General features: G+C 72.4%; 16 protein-coding genes. 8 read left to right on the forward strand and 8 right to left on the reverse strand.

Annotation, left to right across the window (positions count from 1 at the left end):
* Positions 1 to 38: 38 nt before the first annotated feature.
* From pucL to ACZ4SV_RS11385, 5 genes are all read right to left on the reverse strand, one after another.
* Positions 39 to 962 carry a factor-independent urate hydroxylase gene (gene pucL, locus ACZ4SV_RS11365; protein WP_397938902.1) on the reverse strand — a complete coding sequence of 308 codons (924 nt, stop codon included), beginning with the start codon at positions 960 to 962 and terminating at the stop codon, positions 39 to 41.
* Between the two features lie 4 nt (positions 963 to 966).
* Positions 967 to 1,362: a hydroxyisourate hydrolase gene (gene uraH / locus ACZ4SV_RS11370; RefSeq protein WP_397938904.1), complete on the reverse strand. Its 396-nt coding sequence runs from the start codon at positions 1,360 to 1,362 to the stop codon at positions 967 to 969.
* 4 nt (positions 1,363 to 1,366) lie between these two features.
* Positions 1,367 to 1,879: a 2-oxo-4-hydroxy-4-carboxy-5-ureidoimidazoline decarboxylase gene (uraD, locus tag ACZ4SV_RS11375; RefSeq protein ID WP_365883301.1), complete on the reverse strand. Its 513-nt coding sequence runs from the start codon at positions 1,877 to 1,879 to the stop codon at positions 1,367 to 1,369.
* A 150-nt stretch (positions 1,880 to 2,029) separates the two neighbouring features.
* The gene (locus ACZ4SV_RS11380; RefSeq protein ID WP_397938906.1) at positions 2,030 to 2,392 is read right to left on the reverse strand and encodes a helix-turn-helix domain-containing protein; all 363 of its coding nucleotides are present in this window, start codon (positions 2,390 to 2,392) and stop codon (positions 2,030 to 2,032) included.
* On the reverse strand, positions 2,389 to 2,700 hold the full coding sequence (locus ACZ4SV_RS11385) for a YkoF family thiamine-binding protein (protein ID WP_468003441.1): 312 nt from the start codon (positions 2,698 to 2,700) through the stop codon (positions 2,389 to 2,391). Before ACZ4SV_RS11385 ends, ACZ4SV_RS11380 begins: the two co-directional genes overlap by 4 nt.
* Before the next feature lie 207 nt (positions 2,701 to 2,907).
* On the opposite strand from ACZ4SV_RS11385, the gene ACZ4SV_RS11390 reads away from it, so the two are divergent.
* From ACZ4SV_RS11390 to ACZ4SV_RS11410, 5 genes are all read left to right on the forward strand, one after another.
* Positions 2,908 to 3,747 (forward strand): TIM barrel protein, encoded by an 840-nt coding sequence (locus ACZ4SV_RS11390; protein ID WP_468003443.1) that lies wholly within the window; start codon positions 2,908 to 2,910, stop codon positions 3,745 to 3,747.
* A 36-nt stretch (positions 3,748 to 3,783) separates the two neighbouring features.
* Positions 3,784 to 4,677 carry a 2-hydroxy-3-oxopropionate reductase gene (locus ACZ4SV_RS11395; RefSeq protein ID WP_365883297.1) on the forward strand — a complete coding sequence of 298 codons (894 nt, stop codon included), beginning with the start codon at positions 3,784 to 3,786 and terminating at the stop codon, positions 4,675 to 4,677.
* Positions 4,678 to 4,848: 171 nt separating this feature from the next.
* A complete protein-coding gene (locus ACZ4SV_RS11400) occupies positions 4,849 to 6,312 on the forward strand; it encodes a catalase (RefSeq protein WP_468003446.1) in 1,464 nt (487 codons plus the stop codon).
* Positions 6,313 to 7,246: 934 nt separating this feature from the next.
* The gene (locus ACZ4SV_RS11405) at positions 7,247 to 7,480 is read left to right on the forward strand and encodes a hypothetical protein (protein WP_365884151.1); all 234 of its coding nucleotides are present in this window, start codon (positions 7,247 to 7,249) and stop codon (positions 7,478 to 7,480) included.
* 172 nt (positions 7,481 to 7,652) lie between these two features.
* Positions 7,653 to 8,378, forward strand: a complete 726-nt coding sequence (locus tag ACZ4SV_RS11410; RefSeq protein WP_468003448.1) for a DUF2207 domain-containing protein — start codon at positions 7,653 to 7,655, stop codon at positions 8,376 to 8,378.
* 106 nt (positions 8,379 to 8,484) lie between these two features.
* Here ACZ4SV_RS11410 and gcl read toward each other — a convergent pair whose 3' ends face one another.
* The 3 genes from gcl to ACZ4SV_RS11425 all read right to left on the reverse strand — a co-directional run bounded on the left by gcl (position 8,485) and on the right by ACZ4SV_RS11425 (position 13,756).
* Positions 8,485 to 10,272 (reverse strand): glyoxylate carboligase, encoded by a 1,788-nt coding sequence (gene gcl / locus ACZ4SV_RS11415; protein ID WP_468003450.1) that lies wholly within the window; start codon positions 10,270 to 10,272, stop codon positions 8,485 to 8,487.
* Positions 10,273 to 10,496: 224 nt separating this feature from the next.
* Positions 10,497 to 12,089: an AMP-binding protein gene (locus ACZ4SV_RS11420; RefSeq protein ID WP_468003452.1), complete on the reverse strand. Its 1,593-nt coding sequence runs from the start codon at positions 12,087 to 12,089 to the stop codon at positions 10,497 to 10,499.
* Positions 12,086 to 13,756 (reverse strand): AMP-binding protein, encoded by a 1,671-nt coding sequence (locus tag ACZ4SV_RS11425; RefSeq protein ID WP_365883446.1) that lies wholly within the window; start codon positions 13,754 to 13,756, stop codon positions 12,086 to 12,088. The genes ACZ4SV_RS11420 and ACZ4SV_RS11425 overlap by 4 nt, the downstream gene beginning before the upstream one ends.
* Before the next feature lie 184 nt (positions 13,757 to 13,940).
* Here ACZ4SV_RS11425 and ACZ4SV_RS11430 point away from each other — a divergent pair, with 184 nt between their 5' ends.
* The 3 genes from ACZ4SV_RS11430 to ACZ4SV_RS11440 all read left to right on the forward strand — a co-directional run bounded on the left by ACZ4SV_RS11430 (position 13,941) and on the right by ACZ4SV_RS11440 (position 18,766).
* Entirely contained in the window at positions 13,941 to 14,771 is an 831-nt protein-coding gene (locus ACZ4SV_RS11430; protein ID WP_365941572.1) for a helix-turn-helix transcriptional regulator, read from the forward strand.
* 153 nt (positions 14,772 to 14,924) lie between these two features.
* Complete coding sequence (locus tag ACZ4SV_RS11435; RefSeq protein ID WP_468003455.1) at positions 14,925 to 17,744, forward strand: ATP-binding protein; 2,820 nt, start codon at positions 14,925 to 14,927, stop codon at positions 17,742 to 17,744.
* Positions 17,745 to 17,977: 233 nt separating this feature from the next.
* Positions 17,978 to 18,766, forward strand: a complete 789-nt coding sequence (locus ACZ4SV_RS11440; protein WP_468003457.1) for a S1 family peptidase — start codon at positions 17,978 to 17,980, stop codon at positions 18,764 to 18,766.
* Positions 18,767 to 18,848: the final 82 nt, after the last annotated feature.

The following is an 18,848-nucleotide window of genomic DNA, read 5'->3' on the forward strand; positions in this document are numbered from 1 at the left end:
CCGGCCCGGACGGCCGGGCCGGGGGCGCGCGTCCCGCGTCAGAGGTTGGTCATGTCGACCGGGATAAGGGCCGCACAGCCGTCCCGCAGGATGGTGGCCTCGATGAGGCCGTAGGGGCGGTCGGCGGCGAAGTAGACCTCGTTGTCGTTCTTCAGTCCGAACGGTTCCAGGTCGACCAGGAAGTGGTGCTTGTTCGGCAGCGAGAAGCGGACCTCGTCGATCTCGCTGCGGTTGTTGATGATGCGCGAGCCCATCTGGTACAGCGTCTGCTGGAGCGAGAGGGAGTAGGTCTCGGCGAAGGCCTGGAGCATGTGCTTCTTCACCTGCTCGTAGGACTTCTCCCAGTGGGGCATCTTCTGCTCGTCGTCGGTCCAGTTGAACCGCCACCGGCTGGAGACCTGGGTGGCGAGGATCCGGTCGTACGCCTCCTGGAGGGTGGTGTACTTGTCCTTGACGTAGCCCCAGAACTCGGAGTTGGTCGAGTTCATCACGACCAGGTCCTTCAGGCCGGAGATCACCTCCCACTTCTCACCGTCGTAGGTGATCTGGGTGAGGCGGGTCTCCTGGCCCTTGCGGACGAAGGAGTGCTTGACGTCGTCGGCGCCGATGAACCTGCTGTTGGCGTCGGAGGTCTCGATCCGCTCCCAGGAGTACTCCTCGATGCGGATGCGCGCCTGGTGGATGGGTTCCTGGCTGGTGACGAAGTGCCGGGCGAGGTGGATGCCGAACTGCTCGGCGGACTCGATGCCGTATTCCTTGGCGAACGCGAACACCGTGTTCTTGGTGGTGTCGGTCGGCAGGACGTTGGCGTTGGAGCCCGAGTAGTGGACCTCCTCCATGTCGCCGCTCAGCGCCACGGACACGTTCAGGTCCTTGATGTGATGGGTGGCGCCGTCCCGCGTGATCTTGACGACTCGGTTCTCGGCCTTGCCGTACTGGTTCTGTCCCAGGATGGTCGGCATGTAGCTAGCTCCCTCGGTAAACGGAGTAGCCGAACGGGTTGAGCAGCAGCGGTACGTGGTAGTGCTCGCCCGGTACGACGGCGAACGTGATCGCCACCTCCGGGAAGAACACGCCGCGCCCGCTGTCCCGATTCGCGGGGGCGTCCTGCTGCGCATCGGCTTGCTTGTTCGCGAAGTACGGCTCGACGGCGAAGTCCAGCCGCACGTGTGTGGTCCCCTCCGGCAGCGCCGGCAGGTCCTTGCACCGGCCGTCGGCGTCGGTCGCGGAGCCGCCGAGCGCCTGCCAGTCCCCGCCCTGCCCGGACCGGGCGGAGAGGTGGACGGCGACGCCCTCGGCGGGGCGGCCGAGCGAGGTGTCCAGGATGTGCGTGGACACGGAGGCGGTGGTGCTGGTGCTCATGGTGTCAGGCGTCCTCTTCGACGAGTCGGGCCAGTCGGATGCGGTTGATCTTGCCCAGCTCGGTGCGGACGATCTCGCGCTCCCGTTCCGGCGTGTTCCCGATCCGCTCCCGGACCGCGTCGCGCATCTGCTCGCCGGTCCGGCCGGTGGCGCAGATGAGGAAGACATGGCCGAACCTCTCCTGGTAGGCCAGGTTGAGTTCGAGCATCTCGGCCTTGAGCCGGTCGGAGGCGCCGGCCATGCCGCGCTGTTCGCGGGCGGAGGTCGGGTCGCCGGGCCGGGGGCGCCCGATCGGCGGGTGGCCGGCCATCGCCTCCGCGAGGTCCGCGGCGGTCAGCTCGGCCATGGCCGCGTCACTGGCGGTGTAGAGGTCCTCCGGAGTGGCGTAGGGGCGGGCGGCGAGCAGTCGCCGGGCCCACTCGGTGGAGGCGCACGCCTCGTGGAGGGCGGCGAGGGCGGCGCGCTCCTCCAGATCGTTGAACCGGGCCAGGCCCGGGGGCGTGGAAGTCGAAGTCACGGGAGCCTCCGTGGCCGCGGTGGGCCATCGTGCTGAACGGGCTGCCGATAGCTAACGCCCTCGGAAACATCACGTCAACACTTTGTTGAAAATTCCGCGTAACAAGGGGGACGGGCTCCCGCGGCACGTCAACTCCCGTGTCAGGGCCGGTCAGGCGCCCTTCTCCCGGTTGAGGTAGTTGTAGACCGTGAAGCGGCTGACGCCGAGCGCGCCCGCCACCGTCTCCACGCCGTGCCGCACGGCGAACGCGCCGCGCGCCTCCAGGATCCGGACGACCTCCTGCTTGGCCTTGCGGTCCAGATCGGCCAGCGGCCGGCCCTCCTTGCGCTCCATGGCGGCCAGGATGTGATCGAGGGAGTCGGCGAGCTGGGGCAGGCGTACGGCGACGACGTCGGCGCCCTCCCAGGCGAGCACGACGTCCTCGGGTCCGGCCTCGTCGGGCGGGAGCATCGTCCCGCCCATGGCGTCGACCAGCGGCTTCACGGCCGCGATGAAGGGCCCGTCCCCGGTCATCTACCGCCCTCCCCGGCCTCGTCGCCGCGGTCCCCGGCATCCGGGCCGCCATGGTCGCCGGCACCCGGGCCGTCGAGGACGTTGACCTGGAGCGAGACCCGGGTGGCGCCGGCCCGCAGGGCCCTGCGCAGCAGCGCGTCCACCGCGGTGAGCACGCGGTCGGCGCCGCCCTCGGCCGTGTTGCCGAAGGGGCCGACGTCGACGGCGTCCAGCCCGGCGGTCTCGATGACCTCGCGCGCCACCAGGGCGTGCGCGGGCGCCTCGTCCAGGTCGAAGGGTTCGGTCGTGAACTCCACTCTCAATCGCACGGCCTCAACCTAACGCGCCCGGCGGCCGCCCGGGCAGCCCCGGACGGACCCCGGCCCACCTCCCCGGCCGGGGCTTGGACCGGGGCCCGGACCGACTGCCCGGCCGGCGCCTCTTGACAAGCGGCGACACACGACGGCAATCTTCCATTACGCAGAAACGAACTTCCGCATTACGGAATTACGACCACGGAAGGGAGCGCGGCCCGAATGGGATTCACAGACCAGCGCTTCAACGTCAACCTGTCGATCCTCTTCACGGAACTCCCGCTCCTGGAGCGTCCCGCGGCCGCCGCCGCGGCCGGCTTCTCCGCGGTCGAGCTGTGGTGGCCCTGGATCGACTCGCCCACCCCGCCCCGGTCCGAGCTGGACGCCCTGAAGACGGCGATCGAGGACGCGGGAGTCCGGCTCACCGGACTGAACTTCTACGCCGGACGGCTGCCGGGCCCGGACCGCGGCGCCCTGTCCGTCCCGGGCGAGGAGTCGGAGAGGTTCCGCGCCAACATCGACGTGGCCGCGGACTTCGCGGCCTCCCTCGGCTGCACGGCGCTCAACGCGCTGTACGGCAACCGCGTCGAGGGCGTGGACCCGGCCGAGCAGGACGCGCTCGCCCTGGAGAACCTGGTCCTCGCGGCCCGGGCGGCCGACCGGATCGGCGCGGTCCTGCTGATCGAGGCGCTGAACAAGCCCGAGTCACCGCTGTACCCGCTGGTGTCGGCGCCGGCCGCGGTGGAGGTCGTGGACAAGGTGAACGCGGCCACGGGACTCGGCAACGCCAGGTTCCTGCTGGACCTGTACCACCTGTCGATGAACGGCGAGGACCTGCCGGCGGTGATCGAGGCGTACGCGGCGAAGACCGGGCACGTGCAGATCGCCGACAACCCCGGCCGCGGCGCCCCGGGGACGGGGTCGCTCCCGCTGGAGGAGCTGCTCGGCCGGCTGCGGAAGGCCGGTTACGACGGCTGGGTCGGCCTGGAGTACAAGCCGGGCGACCGCCCGAGCACCGAGGCCTTCGGCTGGCTCCCGCGCGAAGCGCGCGCCGCTCGCTGAACCCCCCGACGTCACAGAGCAGTCAGAGAGGCACCGATGAGCAACACCCTTCCCAAGATCGCCTGGATCGGCCTCGGCATCATGGGCTCCCCCATGTCCGAGAACCTGGTCAAGGCCGGTTACCACGTCACCGGCTACACCCTGGAGCAGGAGAAGCTGGACCGGCTGGCCGCCGCCGGCGGCGCCGTCGCCGGCTCGATCGCCGAGGCCGTCCGGGACGCCGACGTGATCATCACGATGGTGCCCGCCTCCCCGCAGGTCGAGGCCATCGCCTACGGCCCCGAGGGCATCCTGGAGAACGCCCGGCGAGGCGCCCTGCTGATCGACATGTCCTCGATCACCCCGCAGACCTCCGTCGACCTGGCCGCCGCCGCCCAGGACAAGGGCATCCGGGTGCTGGACGCCCCGGTCTCCGGCGGTGAGGCGGGCGCCGTCGAGGCGGTCCTGTCCATCATGGTCGGCGGCGAGCAGGCCGACTTCGACGAGGCCAAGCCGGTCTTCGAGGCGCTCGGCAAGACCATCGTGCTGTGCGGTCCGCACGGCTCGGGGCAGACCGTGAAGGCCGCCAACCAGCTGATCGTCGCCGTGAACATCCAGGCGTGCGCCGAGGCCGTGGTCTTCCTGGAGAAGTCGGGCGTGGACCTGGCGGCCGCGCTGGACGTCCTCGGCGGCGGCCTGGCCGGCTCCACCGTGCTGGCGCGCAAGAAGGACAACTTCCTCCAGCGCGACTTCAAGCCGGGCTTCCGCATCGACCTGCACCACAAGGACATGGGCATCGTCACCGACGCCGCGCGCAACGTCGGCGCGGCCCTGCCGGTCGGCGCCGTGGTCGCCCAACTGGTCGCCAGCCTGCGCGCCCAGGGCGACGGCGGCCTGGACCACTCGGCCCTGCTGCGGGCCGTGGAGCGCCTGTCCGGCGCCCAGGTCTGACGACACCCCCGGCTTCCGGGACGCGGCGCCGCCGACACCTGTCCTGTCGCGCCCAGGCGGCGCCGCGTCCCGGAATCACCTTCAACAAACTGTTGACGCTCAGATCGCCCCACTTCTAGGCTCCACGAAGCGGAAACAGGTTTCCGCTGACACCCGCACGGAAGGTCCACGATGTCGAAGCGCGTGCTCACGACAGAGTCCGGCGCACCGGTCGCCGACAACCAGAACTCCGCCTCCGCCGGCGTCGGCGGCCCGCTCCTGATCCAGGACCAGCACCTCCTGGAAAAGCTCGCGCGCTTCAACCGCGAGCGGATCCCGGAGCGTGTCGTGCACGCCCGCGGCTCGGGGGCGTACGGCCACTTCGAGGTGACCGACGACGTCACCGGGTTCACCCACGCCGACTTCCTCGCCGCGGTCGGCAAGCGCACCGAGGTGTTCGTGCGCTTCTCCACGGTCGCCGACTCCCTCGGCGGTGCCGACGCGGTCCGTGACCCGCGCGGTTTCGCGGTGAAGTTCTACACCGAGGAGGGCAACTACGACCTCGTCGGCAACAACACCCCGGTGTTCTTCATCAAGGACCCGATCAAGTTCCCCGACTTCATCCACTCGCAGAAGCGGGACCCGTTCACCGGCCGGCAGGAGCCGGACAACGTCTGGGACTTCTGGGGCCACTCCCCCGAGGCCACGCACCAGGTGACCTGGCTCATGGGCGACCGCGGCATCCCGGCGTCGTACCGCCACATGGACGGCTTCGGCTCGCACACCTACCAGTGGACGAACGACCGGGGCGAGGCCTTCTACGTCAAGTACCACTTCAAGACCAACCAGGGCATCCGCTGCCTGTCCGCCGAGCAGGCGCAGGAGCTGGCGGGCAAGGACCCCAACTCGCACCAGACCGACCTGCTCCAGGCGATCGAGCGGGGCGTGCACCCGTCCTGGACGCTCTACGTGCAGATCATGCCGGCGGCCGAGGCGGCGGACTACCGCTTCAACCCGTTCGACCTGACCAAGGTCTGGCCGCACAAGGACTACCCGCTCCAGCGCGTGGGCCGCCTGGTCCTCGACCGCAACCCGGACAACGTGTTCGCCGAGGTCGAGCAGGCCGCGTTCTCCCCGAACAACTTCGTGCCCGGCATCGGCCCGTCCCCGGACAAGATGCTCCAGGGCCGGCTGTTCGCCTACGCGGACGCCCACCGCTACCGCCTCGGCGTCAACCACACCCTGCTCGCCGTGAACGCCCCGAAGGCGGTCCCGGGCGGCGCCCGGAACTACGGCCGGGACGGGCTCATGGCGGTCAACGGCCAGGGCCGCCACGCCAAGAACTACGAGCCGAACTCCTACGACGGCCCGGTGGAGACCGGCCGCCCGCTGTCGGCCCCGCTCCCGGTGGCCGGTCACACGGGCAGCCACGTGGCTCCGCTGCACACCAAGGACGACGACTTCTTCCAGGCCGGCGAGCTGTACCGGCTGATGACGAAGGAGGAGAAGTCCCGCCTGGTCGCGAACATCGCCGGCGGCCTGTCGCAGGTCTCCCGCGACGACGTGATCGAGCGGAATCTCGCCCACTTCCACGCCGCCGACCCCGAGTACGGCAAGCGTGTGGCGGAGGCGGTCCGCGCCCTGCGCGAGGAGTAGGCCCACAGACTGCGTCCGGGACGTGACGGGGAGGTCGTGCCCCGGACGCGAACGCCGCCGCCACCGGGTGATCCGGATGAGGGGTGATCACCTGGTACGGCGGGCAGGGCGAGGACCGCGGTGGCGTGCGAGCCAGTGCGGTGGTGAAGGAGACCCGGCCCGTCTTCTCGACCTGAGGGAAGGCAGCCGGCTCCATCGCACCCACCGCGGTCCCAGCCCCACCTCCGGGCACGTTCCCGGAGGCCACCCGCTCCGTCCGGCGGCGCGAACGACCTGTCGCGCCCGGCCTCGCGCCGCCGGACGGCCACCACCACAGAACGCTCCCTACGCCGCCTCGATATCCGCGGCGAGGGAGCGTTCGGCATTGTCCAGCAGTTTCGCGGTGCCGTTTGACCGACGGAGACGGAAGGCGCACGGCCGGCTCGAGTCCGACGAGAGGGGCCTCGCCGACGAACCGGCCGGCGAAGATCCAGTGACTGCCTTCCAGCGCCCGCTGGAGATCCCGCTCCGTCGCCGTGGGGTCCTCGGCCACGGCCCGCAGCGCCTTGAGGCTCTCGGTGCGGCGCCGCAGGTCGACCGCCCGGAGCAGCAGGCGGCCGTCGGTGTCCGCGGCGAGCAGGGCGAGCGCCTCGGGGGAAGCGGCGATCCGGCGGGCTTCCCGGGCCGGGTCCTCCACCTCGATACGGCCGCTGCGCAGCAGGCGCTCCAGCCACACCGAGATCTCGGCCGTACCGCGAGGTATCACATAGCGCCCCGGCCGGTCCTCCGGCACCCGCAGGAAGGCGGTGTCCTCCCGCCTGGCCCGGAAGTGCTCCAGCGCTTCCGCCGCGCTCGCCCCGGGGTGCTCCCGCAGGCAGGCGTCGCCAGTGTGCACGCCGGGTCCGGCAGTCGCCGTCGACGTGCGGGAGCACCTCGTTCGCAGCACGCTGAAGGCATGGGCAATCCGATTCGGCATCCGCACGTCGTCGTTCACTCCCCGGCCCTGGACGGTTCCCGGCGGGTGACCGAGGGGGACGTGACGCTGGGGGTCGCCTCGCACCTGGACGACGTGGTGGAGATCCTGCGGCTGGCCGACCTCGACCGGATCGAGGTGGAGGAGGACGACCTGATCGAATGGCAGGGCGGCGGCCCGGACGACTGGCCGGGGCTGTCCGAGCACGAGCTGTAGGGCGCACGGGCGGGCAGGCGCCGCGTACGGCAGGGGTCGTAGCCGGGCTACGCAATCCTCAAATCAAGCTCTGACAAGCGCCGCTGACGCTTCGGCGGCCTCGCGGGCGGGCAGATCACGGCAGACGGGGCCCGCCGGCACGGGGGTGGCGGGCCCCGCACGGGGGTGTCTCATGGGCCGTACGACGTCGTGTCCGCTGCCGCTGGACCCGTGTGCGGTCGCGCTGCTGCGGGGCGGTGACCGCGCCGCCGTGACCGTCGCCGTGCTCGCGCTGCACCTGCGCGGCGCGGTGGAGGCGGGCCGGCCGGGCACGCTGCGCAAGACCGCGACGGGCGGTGCCGCTCCGCTCGGGCATCCGCTGGAGAAGGCGGTCCGCACCGGCCTCTACCGGCCCGCCGGCCCGGGGGAGCTGCCCGGCCGGGCGGTGGTGCGGCGGGCCCTGACCCGGATGCGGGCCGAGCTGGCCGTGCGGGGTCTGCTGCGGACGCTGCCGCCCCGCCGCACCCGCGCGGCCCGCCGCGCACTGGCCGGGCTGCGCGCGTGCCGGCCGTTGCCCACGGGTCCCGGCGGTCTGTCGGAGGAGGAGACGCTGCTCGCGGTCGCGCTGTACGGCGAGCGGGCGCTGACCGTTCTCGTACCGTGCTTCGCCCGCCGGGCCGGGCTCACCGGCCGGGGCGGGCTCGCGGACGGGGACCGCTTCCCGTCCGCCCGCGGCGACGGCCACCGCCTGCTCTCGGGTTACGTGCACGACGAGGACGACGACGGCGCGGACTACCTGGCGGGCCCGGCCGGCTGGGACGCCGGCGACCGTGCGACCGGGAGCGGCGGATACGACCACGGCGGCGGGTACGGCGGTCACGACCACGGCGGCGGATACGGAGGCGGCGGGTTCGACTGAGGGGGCCGGTCCGCGCGGGTGTGGCGAAGGGGCGGCCCCTCCCCCCGGGCGGGCCGCCCCTGGCTGTGCCGGGTGGTCCGGAACCGTGCCGGACCACCCGGCCGGGTCAGACCTTCAGCGGCTTGATCGAGGTCGGCGCGTGGCCGGGCTCGGTGGCCAGGTCCTCGAACTCGGAGATGTCGCTGATGTCCATGGTGCGGCTCATGGAGATGTTGGTGATCCGCTCCAGGATCGCCTCGACGACGACCGGCACCCGGTACTCCGCGGCCAGCTTCTTCGCCTGCTCGAAGGCGGCGCCGAGCTGGTCCGGCTCGGTGACCCGGATCGCCTTGCAGCCCAGGCCCTCGGCGACCTTGACGTGGTCCACGCCGTAGACGCCGATCTCCGGAGTGTTGATGTTCTCGAACTCCAGGTTGACCTGGAAGTTGATGTCCAGGCCGATCTGCGCCTGGCGGATCAGGCCCAGGTAGGCGTTGTTCACCAGGACGTGGACGTAGGGGATGCGGTGCTGGGCGGCGACCGCGAGTTCCTCGATGAGGAACTGGAAGTCGTAGTCGCCGGAGAGCGCGACGACCGGGGAGTCCGGGTCGGCCTTGGCGACGCCGATCGCGGCCGGGATGGTCCAGCCGAGCGGGCCGGCCTGGCCGCAGTTGATCCAGTGGCGCGGCTTGTAGACGTGCAGCATCTGCGCGCCGGCGATCTGGGAGAGGCCGATCGTGGTGACGTAGCGCGTCTCGGGGCCGAAGGCCTTGTTCATCTCCTCGTACACGCGCTGCGGCTTCATCGGCACGTCGTCGAAGTGCGTACGGCGCAGCAGGGTGGCCTTGCGCTCCTGGGTGGCGGACACCCAGGCGCCGCGGTCGGGCAGCCGGCCCGCGGCCTTGAGTTCCCTGGCCACCTCGATGAACAGCTCCAGGGCGGCCTTCGCGTCGGAGACGACACCGTAGTCCGGCGGGAAGATCTTGCCGATCTGGGTGGGCTCGATGTCGACGTGGACGAAGGTGCGGCCCTCGCGGTAGACGTCCAGCTTGTAGCCGGTGTGGCGGTTGGCCCAGCGGTTGCCGATACCGAGGACGAAGTCGGACTCCAGGAAGTTGGCGTTGCCGTACCGGTGCGAGGTCTGCACGCCGACCATGCCGGCGTTCAGCTCGTGGTCGTCGGGCAGCGCGCCCCAGCCCATCAGCGTCGGGACGACCGGGGTCTGGGTCAGCTCGGCGAACTCCACCAGCAGGCCGGCCGCGTCGGCGCCGATGACGCCGCCGCCGGCGACGATGACCGGGCGCTCGGAGGCGAGCAGGAAGGTGAGGGCCTTCTCGATCTGGGCGCGGGTCGCGGTGGGCTTGTAGACCGGCAGCGGCTCGTACGTCTCCGGGTCGAACTCGATCTCGGTGAGCTGGACGTCGATCGGCAGGTCGATCAGGACCGGGCCGGGACGGCCGGAGCGCATCAGGTGGAAGGCCTGCTGGAAGACGCCGGGGACCTGGGCGGCCTCCAGCACGGTGACCGCCATCTTCGTGACCGGCTTGGCGATCGAGGCGATGTCGACGGCCTGGAAGTCCTCCTTGTGGATGACGTGCGTCGGCGCCTGGCCCGTGATGCACAGGATCGGGACCGAGTCGCCGATGGCGGAGTACAGGCCGGTGATCATGTCGGTGCCGGCCGGACCCGAGGTGCCGATGCAGACACCGATGTTGCCCGGCTTGGTACGGGTGTAGCCCTCGGCCATGTGGGAGGCGCCCTCGACATGGCGGGCCAGGGTGTGGTGGATGCCGCCGCCCTCCTGGAGGGCCTTGTAGAACGGGTTGATCGCCGCGCCCGGCACGCCGAAGGCGTCGGTGACGCCCTCGCGCTTGAGGATCTCAACTGCCGCACGGGCAGCGGTCATACGAGCCATCGAGTACTCCTGCTTCGGCCTCTCGGAGGGGGTACTCCCGTCGCGCCCCGCGGTGAGCACTTCTCCCGGATCACTCTCCGCGACTTTTTCCGTATCGCGGAACTTAACTTCTACTATCTGGAAGCAATGTAGGGGGGCGGGCGGAGACCGTCAAGAGCGGGCGGACGCGGACGGGCCCCGGGGAGCGCGTCGCTCGCCCGGGGCCCGTACGGGAGCAGGAGGTGTCAGCCGCCGTAGGTCTCCCGCAGTTCGACCTTGCGCACCTTCCCGGAGACCGTCATCGGGAAGGAGTCCAGCAGCCGGAGCCGGCTGGGGATCTTGTAGTGCGCGAGCCGGCCGGCACAGAAGGCCCGCAGCTCCTCCAGGGTGGGCGGCCGCGCGGGGTCGCTCGGGATGACGCAGGCGAGCACCTCCTCGCCGTACCGCTCGTGCGGCACCCCGACGACCTGGACGTCCCGGACCGCCGGGTGGGCGTGCAGGAACTCCTCGATCTCGCGCGGGTAGACGTTCTCACCGCCCCGGATGATCATGTCCTTGATCCGGCCGGCGATCTCGACGTACCCGTCCTCGCGCATCACCGCCAGGTCCCCGGTGTGCATCCAGCGGCCCGCGTCGACCGCCTCGGCGGTCTTGTCCGGCTCGTTCCAGTAGCCGAGCATCACGCTGTAGCCCCGCGTGCACAGTTCCCCCGCCGTGCCGCGCGGCACCGTGATCCCGGTGGCCGGATCGACGATCTTCACCTCCAGGTGGGGCAGGACCCGGCCGACGGTGGCGGTGCGGTGCTCCAGGTCGTCCTCGATCCGCGTCTGCAAGGACACCGGTGACGTCTCCGTCATGCCGTAGCAGATGGAGACCTGCTCCATGTGCATCTCGGCGACGACCCGCTTCATCACCTCCACCGGGCAGGGCGAGCCCGCCATGATGCCGGTGCGCAGGGAGGACAGGTCGTAGTCGGCGAAGTCCGGGAGGTTCAGCTCCGCGATGAACATGGTCGGCACGCCGTACAGGGACGTGCACCGCTCCCGCTGGACCGCCGCCAGGGTGGCCGCCGGGTCGAAGGAGGGCGCCGGGATGACGATGCAGGCGCCGTGGGAGGTGGCGGCCAGATTGCCCATGACCATGCCGAAGCAGTGGTAGAACGGGACGGGCAGACAGATCCTGTCCTGCTCGGTGTAGGCGATCGACTCCCCCACGAAGTAACCGTTGTTGAGGATGTTGTGGTGGGAGAGGGTGGCGCCCTTGGGGAAGCCCGTCGTGCCCGAGGTGTACTGGATGTTGATGGGGTCGTCGCAGGACAGCTCCGGGAACACGGCGTCGCCGGTCCCGCGCCCGAGCAGCGCCTCCCAGCCCGGGTCGCCGAAGTAGACGATCTCGTGCAACTCGGGGCACCCGCCCCGCACTTCCTCGGCCATCGCGCGGTAGTCGCTCGACTTGTGGCGCAGCGAGGCGAAGAGGAAGCGGACGCCGGCCTGCCGCAGGACGTAGCCGACCTCGTGGGTGCGGTACGCCGGGTTGATGTTCACCATGACGGCGCCGATGCGCGCGGTGGCGTACTGGACGAGCACCCACTCGGGGCAGTTGACCGCCCAGATGCCCACCCGGTCGCCCTTGGCGACACCGCTCGCCAGCAGGGCGCGCGCCAGCCGGTCGACGTCGGCGGCGAACGCGGCGTACGTCCAGCGCCGGCCCGAGTCCACGTCGACCAGCGCCTCGCGGTCCGGCCAGGCGGCGACGGCCCGGTCCAGGCTGGCGCCGATGGTGTCGCCGAGCAGCGCGGTGGTGCCCGTCCCGTGGGCGTACGAGGGCTGCGCGGTCACCGGAAGTCCTCCTCGCGGTACTCGTCCGGCGAGCCGGCGGCCGTGGCCTCGCGCAGCTCGATCCGGCGGATCTTGCCGGACACGGTCTTGGGCAGGGCCGCGAACTCCAGCCGGCGGATGCGCTTGTACGGGGCGAGCACCGCGCGGGAGTGCTCGAAGAGGGCCTTCGCGGTGCCGGGTCCGGGCTCCCAGCCCTCGGCGAGCACGACGTACGCCTTGGGCACGGCGAGCCGCAGCGGGTCCGGGGCGGGCACGACGGCCGCCTCGGCCACCGCCTCGTGCTCCAGCAGCGCGCTCTCCAGCTCGAACGGGCTCACCTTGTAGTCCGAGGCCTTGAACACGTCGTCGCTGCGCCCGATGTAGGTGAGGTAGCCGTCCTCGTCCCTGGTCGCGATGTCGCCCGTGCGGTAGTAACCGCCCGCCATGGCCTGTGCCGTGCGGTCCGGGTCGCCGTGGTAGCCGGTCATCAGGCCGACCGGGCGCTCGGCCAGGTCGAGGGCGATCTCCCCCTCGGTGACGCCCGGCGCGCCGGAGACCGGGTCGAGCAGTTCCACCCGGAAGCCGGGGCTGGGGCGGCCCATGGAGCCGGTCTTCAGCGGCTGGCCGGGGCTGTTGGAGACCTGCACGGCGGTCTCGGTCTGGCCGAAACCGTCCCGGACGGTGACGCCCCAGGCCTGCCGGACCCGTTCGATGACCTCGGGGTTGAGCGGTTCGCCGGCGGCCACGGCCTCGCGGGGCGGGTTCTGGAGCCGGCCGAGGTCGGCCTGGATGAGCATCCGCCACACCGTCGGCGGGGCGCAGAAGGTGGTGACGCCGGCGCGGTCCATCTCGGCCATCAGCCGGACGGCGTCGAAGCGGGTGTAGTTGAACAGGAAGACGGTCGCCTCGGCGTTCCACGGGGCGAACAGGTTGGACCAGGCGTGCTTGGCCCAGCCGGGCGAGGAGATGTTCAGGTGCACGTCGCCGGGGGTGAGACCGATCCAGTACATGGTGGCCAGATGGCCGATCGGGTACGAGGTGTGGGTGTGCTCCACCAGCTTGGGGCGGGCCGTCGTGCCGGAGGTGAAGTAGAGCAGCAGCGGGTCGTCGGCCAGGGTCGGTCCGTCCGGGACGAAGTCGGCGGGGGCCGCGTAGGCGTCCTCGTACGGCTCCCAGCCCTCCTCGGGCAGGCCGCCGACGCAGGTCCGGGTGTAGGTGCCGGGCACCTCGGCGAACTTGGCGGCGTCCTGGGCCCGGGCGACGACGTGCTTCACCCGGCCCCGCTCCACCCGGTCGGCGAGGTCGGCCGGGCCGAGCAGCGGGGTGGCCGGGATGACGACCGCGCGCAGCTTCATCGCGGCCAGCGCGGTCTCCCACAGCTCGGCCTGGTTGCCGAGCATGACCAGGATCCGGTCCTCGGGTCCGACGCCGCGTTCGCGCAGCCACCGCGCCACCCGGTTGGAGCGTTCGGACAGCTCCGCGAACGACAGCCGGGTCTCGGAACCGTCCTCCTCGACGATGTGCAGCGCGGTGCGGTCGTTGCCGGCGGCGATCACGTCGAACCAGTCCAGCGCCCAGTTGAAGTGCCCGGGCCGCGGCCAGCGGAAGCCCGCGCTGGCGGTGGCGTAGTCCTCGCGGTGGGCCAGCAGGAAGTCCCGGGCGGTGCGGAACGTCTCGGTCGCCGTCATCCATGTCCTCCACGCGTGTGTCTCTGGGCTCGTCCGGGCTTGCCGGGGACCGTGTGCTCGGTCCCGCCGGGCGCTCCGCGCCGGAACCGGACCATTGCCGGGCGGCTCTCTGGCATCGTCTAATCCGTGATGCAGGTCTCACTACCCCCGAACGGGGGTGTGGACGACCGGAGGGACGGACGAGGTGACGGCAGACGCGGCGGAGGCGGTGGAGATCGGCGGCGCACTGGCCCGGCTGCGGCGCGCGACAGGGCTGCCCGTCGCCTTCGGCGGCCTGGTGGAGCCCGGCCGGCCGCGGGTGCGCATCAGCGAGCTGAGCGGCACGACCACGGCCGCGCTGCGCTCGCTCGCGGTGACCGCCGGCAGCGGGCTGGGCGGCAAGGCGGTGGCGCTGGGCCGGCCGTGCGCGGTGACCGACTACTCCAGCTCCCGGCAGATCAGCCACGAGTACGACGTACCGGTGGCCGCCGAGGGCATCCGCGCGGTGCTCGCGGTGCCGGTGGTGGTGCGGCGGCGGGTGCGCGGAGTGCTGTACGGCGCGCTGCGCTCGGCCGAGCCGCTCGGCGACCGCGTGCTGGGCGCGGCGGTGGCGGCGGCGCGGGACGTGGAACAGGCGCTGGTGGTGCGGGACGAGGGGCGGCGGCTGCTGGCGGCGGCCGGTCCGCAGCCGCCGGACAGCGGCCGGGGTGCCGCGTGGGAGCAGGTGCGGGAGGCGCACGCGGCGCTGCGGGCGCTGGCGCCGCGGATCGCCGACCCGGCGCTGCGGGGCGAACTGCTGGCGGCGTGCGGGCTGCTGACCACGCCGCCACGAGCCGGGGGCGTGACCCTGGCGCCACGCGAGCTGGACGTGCTGTCCTGGGTGGCGGCCGGGGCCACCAACGCGGCGGTGGCCGAGCGGCTGGGCATCGGCCCGGAGACGGTCAAGGGCTATCTGCGTGCGGCGATGCGGAAGCTGGGCGCGCGCACCCGAGGGGAGGCGGTGACCGCGGCCCGCAGGGCGGGCCTGCTGCCGTGACGCGAAGGCGGCGGGAAACCTGTGCATTCCTCCGGTGTCGCTGTGCATTTCCCTCTGCTTTGACCGTTTGTTATTTCCCTCACCACGGCTTCCGTCCGAATTTCGAGGATCGTTGCCTAGAATTTGGCCCGGACACGACACAGGAGGGGAGCGGTGACCGTGCGACGGGACTTCCAGGAGCCTGCCAGTTGCCGCCCCGACCTGGTCATCGGCCGCGAGGAGTTGTTCGCCGGCGCCCGTGGGCAACTCGCCACCGGCGGCAGTGTGCTGCTCCACGGACCGGCCGGAATAGGGAAATCCACCGTCCTGCGGGCATTGGCCGAGGAATACGCCCCCACCGCGCGCACCGTCTTGCGCTGCTCGGCGACCGAGTCCGAATCCCACCTTCCGTTCCTCGCCCTCGCCGATCTCCTCGGCCTGGTCCTCGACGAGGTCGCGCCCCGGCTGCCCGCCGCCCAGCGCACCGCCCTGGAGTCGGCGCTCACCGGCCGCGGCGAGTCCAGCCTCCAGCGCGACGGCCTCGCGCTGCGCCTGGCGGTGCTCTCCGCGCTGCGCGCGCTCGCCGCGCACGGCCCGGTCCTGGTCGTCGCCGACGACCTCCAGTGGCTGGATCCGGCCAGCGCCGAACTCCTCGGCTTCGCCGCCCGGCGCCTGGAGGGCACCCCGGTGCAACTGCTGTGCGCGGTGCGCACGGAGGGCCCGCAAAGCCAGGAGTACGACCGTCAGCTCCGGGCCTGTCCGCCGGGCACCCGCGCGATCCGGCTCGGCCCGCTCTCCCGCGCCCAGGTCGCCCAGTTGCTCGGCCACCGCGGCCACGGCGGCCTGCCCCGCTCCACCGTCCGCGAGATCCACCGCACCAGCGGCGGCAACCCGCTGTTCGCGCTGGAGCTGGGCCGCGCCCTCGCCGACAGCCCCACCCCGCCCCGGCCCGGCGAGCCGCTGCCCGTGCCGACCTCGCTGCGCGCCCTGGTCCTCAGCCGGCTGGACATGCTCTCGGTGGAGGCCCGCCGCACCCTGCTGGTGGCCAGCGCCGGCGCCCGCCCCACCCCGGCGCTGCTGCACGCGGCCGGCCGGGAGAACGCCGAGGCCGAGTGCGCCCAGGCCGCCGAACTGGGGCTGCTGGCCACCGAGCCCGACGCCCCGGCCGTACGGTTCGCGCACCCGCTGATCTCGGCCGCGCTGTACGCGGAGGCGCCCGTGCACGAACGCCGGGCCGCGCACGCGGCGCTGTCCACCGCCGCCTCCGACCCGATAGAACGGGCCCGGCACCTGGCCCTCGCCACCACCGGCACCGACGCGGAGGTGGCCGCCCGGCTGGCCGAGGCCGCCACGCTCGCCCGGGACCGCGGAGCGCCCTCGGTCGCCGCCCAGCTCGGCCTGCTCGCCGCCCGGCGCACCCCGGCCGGCGGCGGTCCGAGCCCCCAGGAGCGCCGGCTCGCCGCCGCCGAGGACGCGATCACCGCGGGCGAGGTCGACCTCGCCCGGGACATCGCCCGGGAGGTGCTCAGCCGGGCCACCGTGCCCGCCGACCGGGTGCGGGCCTGGATCATCGTGATCGACACCGCCGGCCACACCATGGCCGAGGTCGACGCCGTCTTCCCGCAGGCCCTCGCCGACGCCGGCGACGACCCGCGGCTGCTCGCCCTGGTCCACTACCAGCTGGCCTGGCGGGCGCTGATCGTGGAGGGCGACTTCACCGAGGCCCGGCAGGCCGCCGCGCACGCCGCCGAGCTGGCCGCGTGCGGCAAGGACCGGCGCACCGAGCTGCTCGCCCTCGCCTTCCAGGCGCAGACCGAGACCCTGATGGGCCATCCGGAGGCACCCCGCACCATCAAGCGGGCCCTGCAAGAGCCCCAGGACCCCCGGGTGGCCTGGCACCACAACGGCGCGGGCAGCGCCCGGTTCCGCTGGCTGGTCATGGGCGACCAGCTCGCCGAGGCCCGGGCCACGGTCACCGCGCTGCTGCGCGAGGTCCGCCGGCGCGGCTCGGTGGAGAGCGAGGTGCACTTCCTGCGCGGGCTCGCCGAGACCGAGCTGCGCGCCGGACACTGCGGGCGCGCCCTGGACCTGGCCCGCGACAGCCTGCGGCTCGCCCGGGACTCGGGCATCGGCGAGACCGCCTCGGCGATGCTCACCTCGCTCGCGGAGGCCTCCGGCGGCGATGTCGAACGGGCGCTGGCGCTCGCCCGGGAGGCCGTGCAGCACGCCGAGGAGGACGGCGACCAGATGTACCTCTCCCGGGCCCTGGGCGCCCTCGGGTACGCCCAGCTGGTGGCCGGGGACCCGGCGGGCACGGTGCGCTCGCTGCGCCGGGTGCGCAGCCTGGAGCTGGGGCTCGGCATCACCGACCCGGCCCGCGGCCGCTGGCAGGGCGACCTCGCCGAGGCACTGGTCCGCACCGGTGAGACGGCCGAGGCGCAGGACGTCGTCGACGCCGGCCGGGAGCACGCGCTGCGGCTCGGCCGCGAGAGCGTCCTCGCCGTGCTGGACCGGTCCGAGGCGCTGGTGCGCGCCGCCCGGGGCGACCTGGAGGCCGCCGTCGCCCAGTTGACGTCCGCTCAGGACCGGCTCGGCAAGCTGGGCTACGGCCTGGAGGAGGCGCGGGCCGCGTTCGCGCTGGCCCGGCTGCCCGGCCCGCGCCCCGGTCCGGCGGCGTTCGACGAGGCCACCCGGATGTTCCGGCGCTGCCGGGCGCTGCCCTGGCTGCGCCAGGTGGACGAAGTCCTCACCGCGCCCGGACCGGAACCGGCACCGGCCGCGCCGCAGGCACCGGCCGGGCTGGACGCGCTGGCCGCGATGGAGCGTCAGGTCGCCGCGCTGGTCATGGAGGGCGCCACCAACCGGGAGATCGCGGGCCGGCTGTTCATCAGCGTGAAGACGGTGGAGGCGACCCTGACCCGGGTCTACCGCAAGCTGGGCATCCGCTCGCGCGTCGACATCGTCCGATTGGCGGCGGCTCGGCGGGCGCGCTGAGCGCCGCGCTAGTTAACTGAACCGGACCGAGGGTTTTCCCTCACCAGGCCCCCTAGGGGGTTCCCTCATTGGGAGCCGTGGGTTCCGGGTCCTAGCGTAAAGGGCGTGCCGCTCGCCCGGGCACACGGGGTCGGTCCCCTCCCCCACTCGACCGCCTCGACCAGGAGGAGCCCCCGACCCGACACCGACACCCGCGCGACCCCCCACCGGTGCAACCCCCACTGAGGAGACTCATGTCCGGGCCCAGACCTGCCAGAAAGACCGCCGCGACCCTGGTGGCCGCCGCCGCGGCGGCGACCGCGCTGCTCGCCTCCCCCACGGCGAGCGCCGCGCCCCAGCCCGTCGTCGGCGGTACGACCACCACGACGACCGCGTACCCGTTCATGATGCAGATCACGGACGCGTCCCAGAACCAGTTCTGCGGCGGCACCCTGGTGGCACCGAAAAAGGTCGTGACGGCCGCGCACTGTATGGTCGGCGAGACCACGGGCAGCGTCCGCGTGGTCGGCGGCCGGACCTACCTCAACGGCACCAACGGCACGGTGAGCCGGGTCGGCAGGATCTGGATCAACCCGGAGTACACGGACGCCACCAACGGCGACGACGTGGCCGTGCTGACCCTGTCGACGTCGATGCCGTACACCCCGGCGCCGTACGTCTCCTCCTCCCAGACGGGCGTGTACGCGGCCGGCACCACGGCCCGGATCCTCGGCTGGGGCACCACCTCGGAGAACGGCAGCTCCTCCAACCAGCTGCGGACCGCGACCGTCCCGGTCGTGTCCGACTCCGGCTGCCGTTCCTCCTACGGTTCGGACTTCGTCCAGTCCGACATGGTCTGCGCCGGATACACATCCGGCGGCGTGGACACCTGCCAGGGCGACAGCGGCGGTCCCCTGCTTGTCGGGGGCGTCCTGGCAGGGATCACTTCCTGGGGCGAGGGGTGCGCGGAGGCGGGCTACCCGGGTGTCTACACCCGGCTGGCCACCTTCTCGGACCTGGTGACCGCACAGGTCAACTCGTGATCCGGAAGACGTCCCGAGTATCCCTCGGGTGACTGCCGGGGGGCGTTGCGGGCCACCACGAGCGGCCCGCAACGCCCCCTCT

This window comes from Streptomyces sp. NPDC027672, assembly GCF_055566335.1.

Coding starts and splice junctions, on each gene's coding strand:
- pucL (WP_397938902.1), bottom strand. CDS start 962: ATGCCGACCATCCTGGGACAGAACCAGTACGGCAAGGCCGAGAACCGA.
- uraH (WP_397938904.1), bottom strand. CDS start 1,362: ATGAGCACCAGCACCACCGCCTCCGTGTCCACGCACATCCTGGACACC.
- ACZ4SV_RS11380 (WP_397938906.1), bottom strand. CDS start 2,392: ATGACCGGGGACGGGCCCTTCATCGCGGCCGTGAAGCCGCTGGTCGAC.
- ACZ4SV_RS11390 (WP_468003443.1), top strand. CDS start 2,908: ATGGGATTCACAGACCAGCGCTTCAACGTCAACCTGTCGATCCTCTTC.
- ACZ4SV_RS11395 (WP_365883297.1), top strand. CDS start 3,784: ATGAGCAACACCCTTCCCAAGATCGCCTGGATCGGCCTCGGCATCATG.
- ACZ4SV_RS11400 (WP_468003446.1), top strand. CDS start 4,849: ATGTCGAAGCGCGTGCTCACGACAGAGTCCGGCGCACCGGTCGCCGAC.
- ACZ4SV_RS11405 (WP_365884151.1), top strand. CDS start 7,247: ATGGGCAATCCGATTCGGCATCCGCACGTCGTCGTTCACTCCCCGGCC.
- ACZ4SV_RS11410 (WP_468003448.1), top strand. CDS start 7,653: ATGGGCCGTACGACGTCGTGTCCGCTGCCGCTGGACCCGTGTGCGGTC.
- gcl (WP_468003450.1), bottom strand. CDS start 10,272: ATGGCTCGTATGACCGCTGCCCGTGCGGCAGTTGAGATCCTCAAGCGC.
- ACZ4SV_RS11425 (WP_365883446.1), bottom strand. CDS start 13,756: ATGACGGCGACCGAGACGTTCCGCACCGCCCGGGACTTCCTGCTGGCC.
- ACZ4SV_RS11440 (WP_468003457.1), top strand. CDS start 17,978: ATGTCCGGGCCCAGACCTGCCAGAAAGACCGCCGCGACCCTGGTGGCC.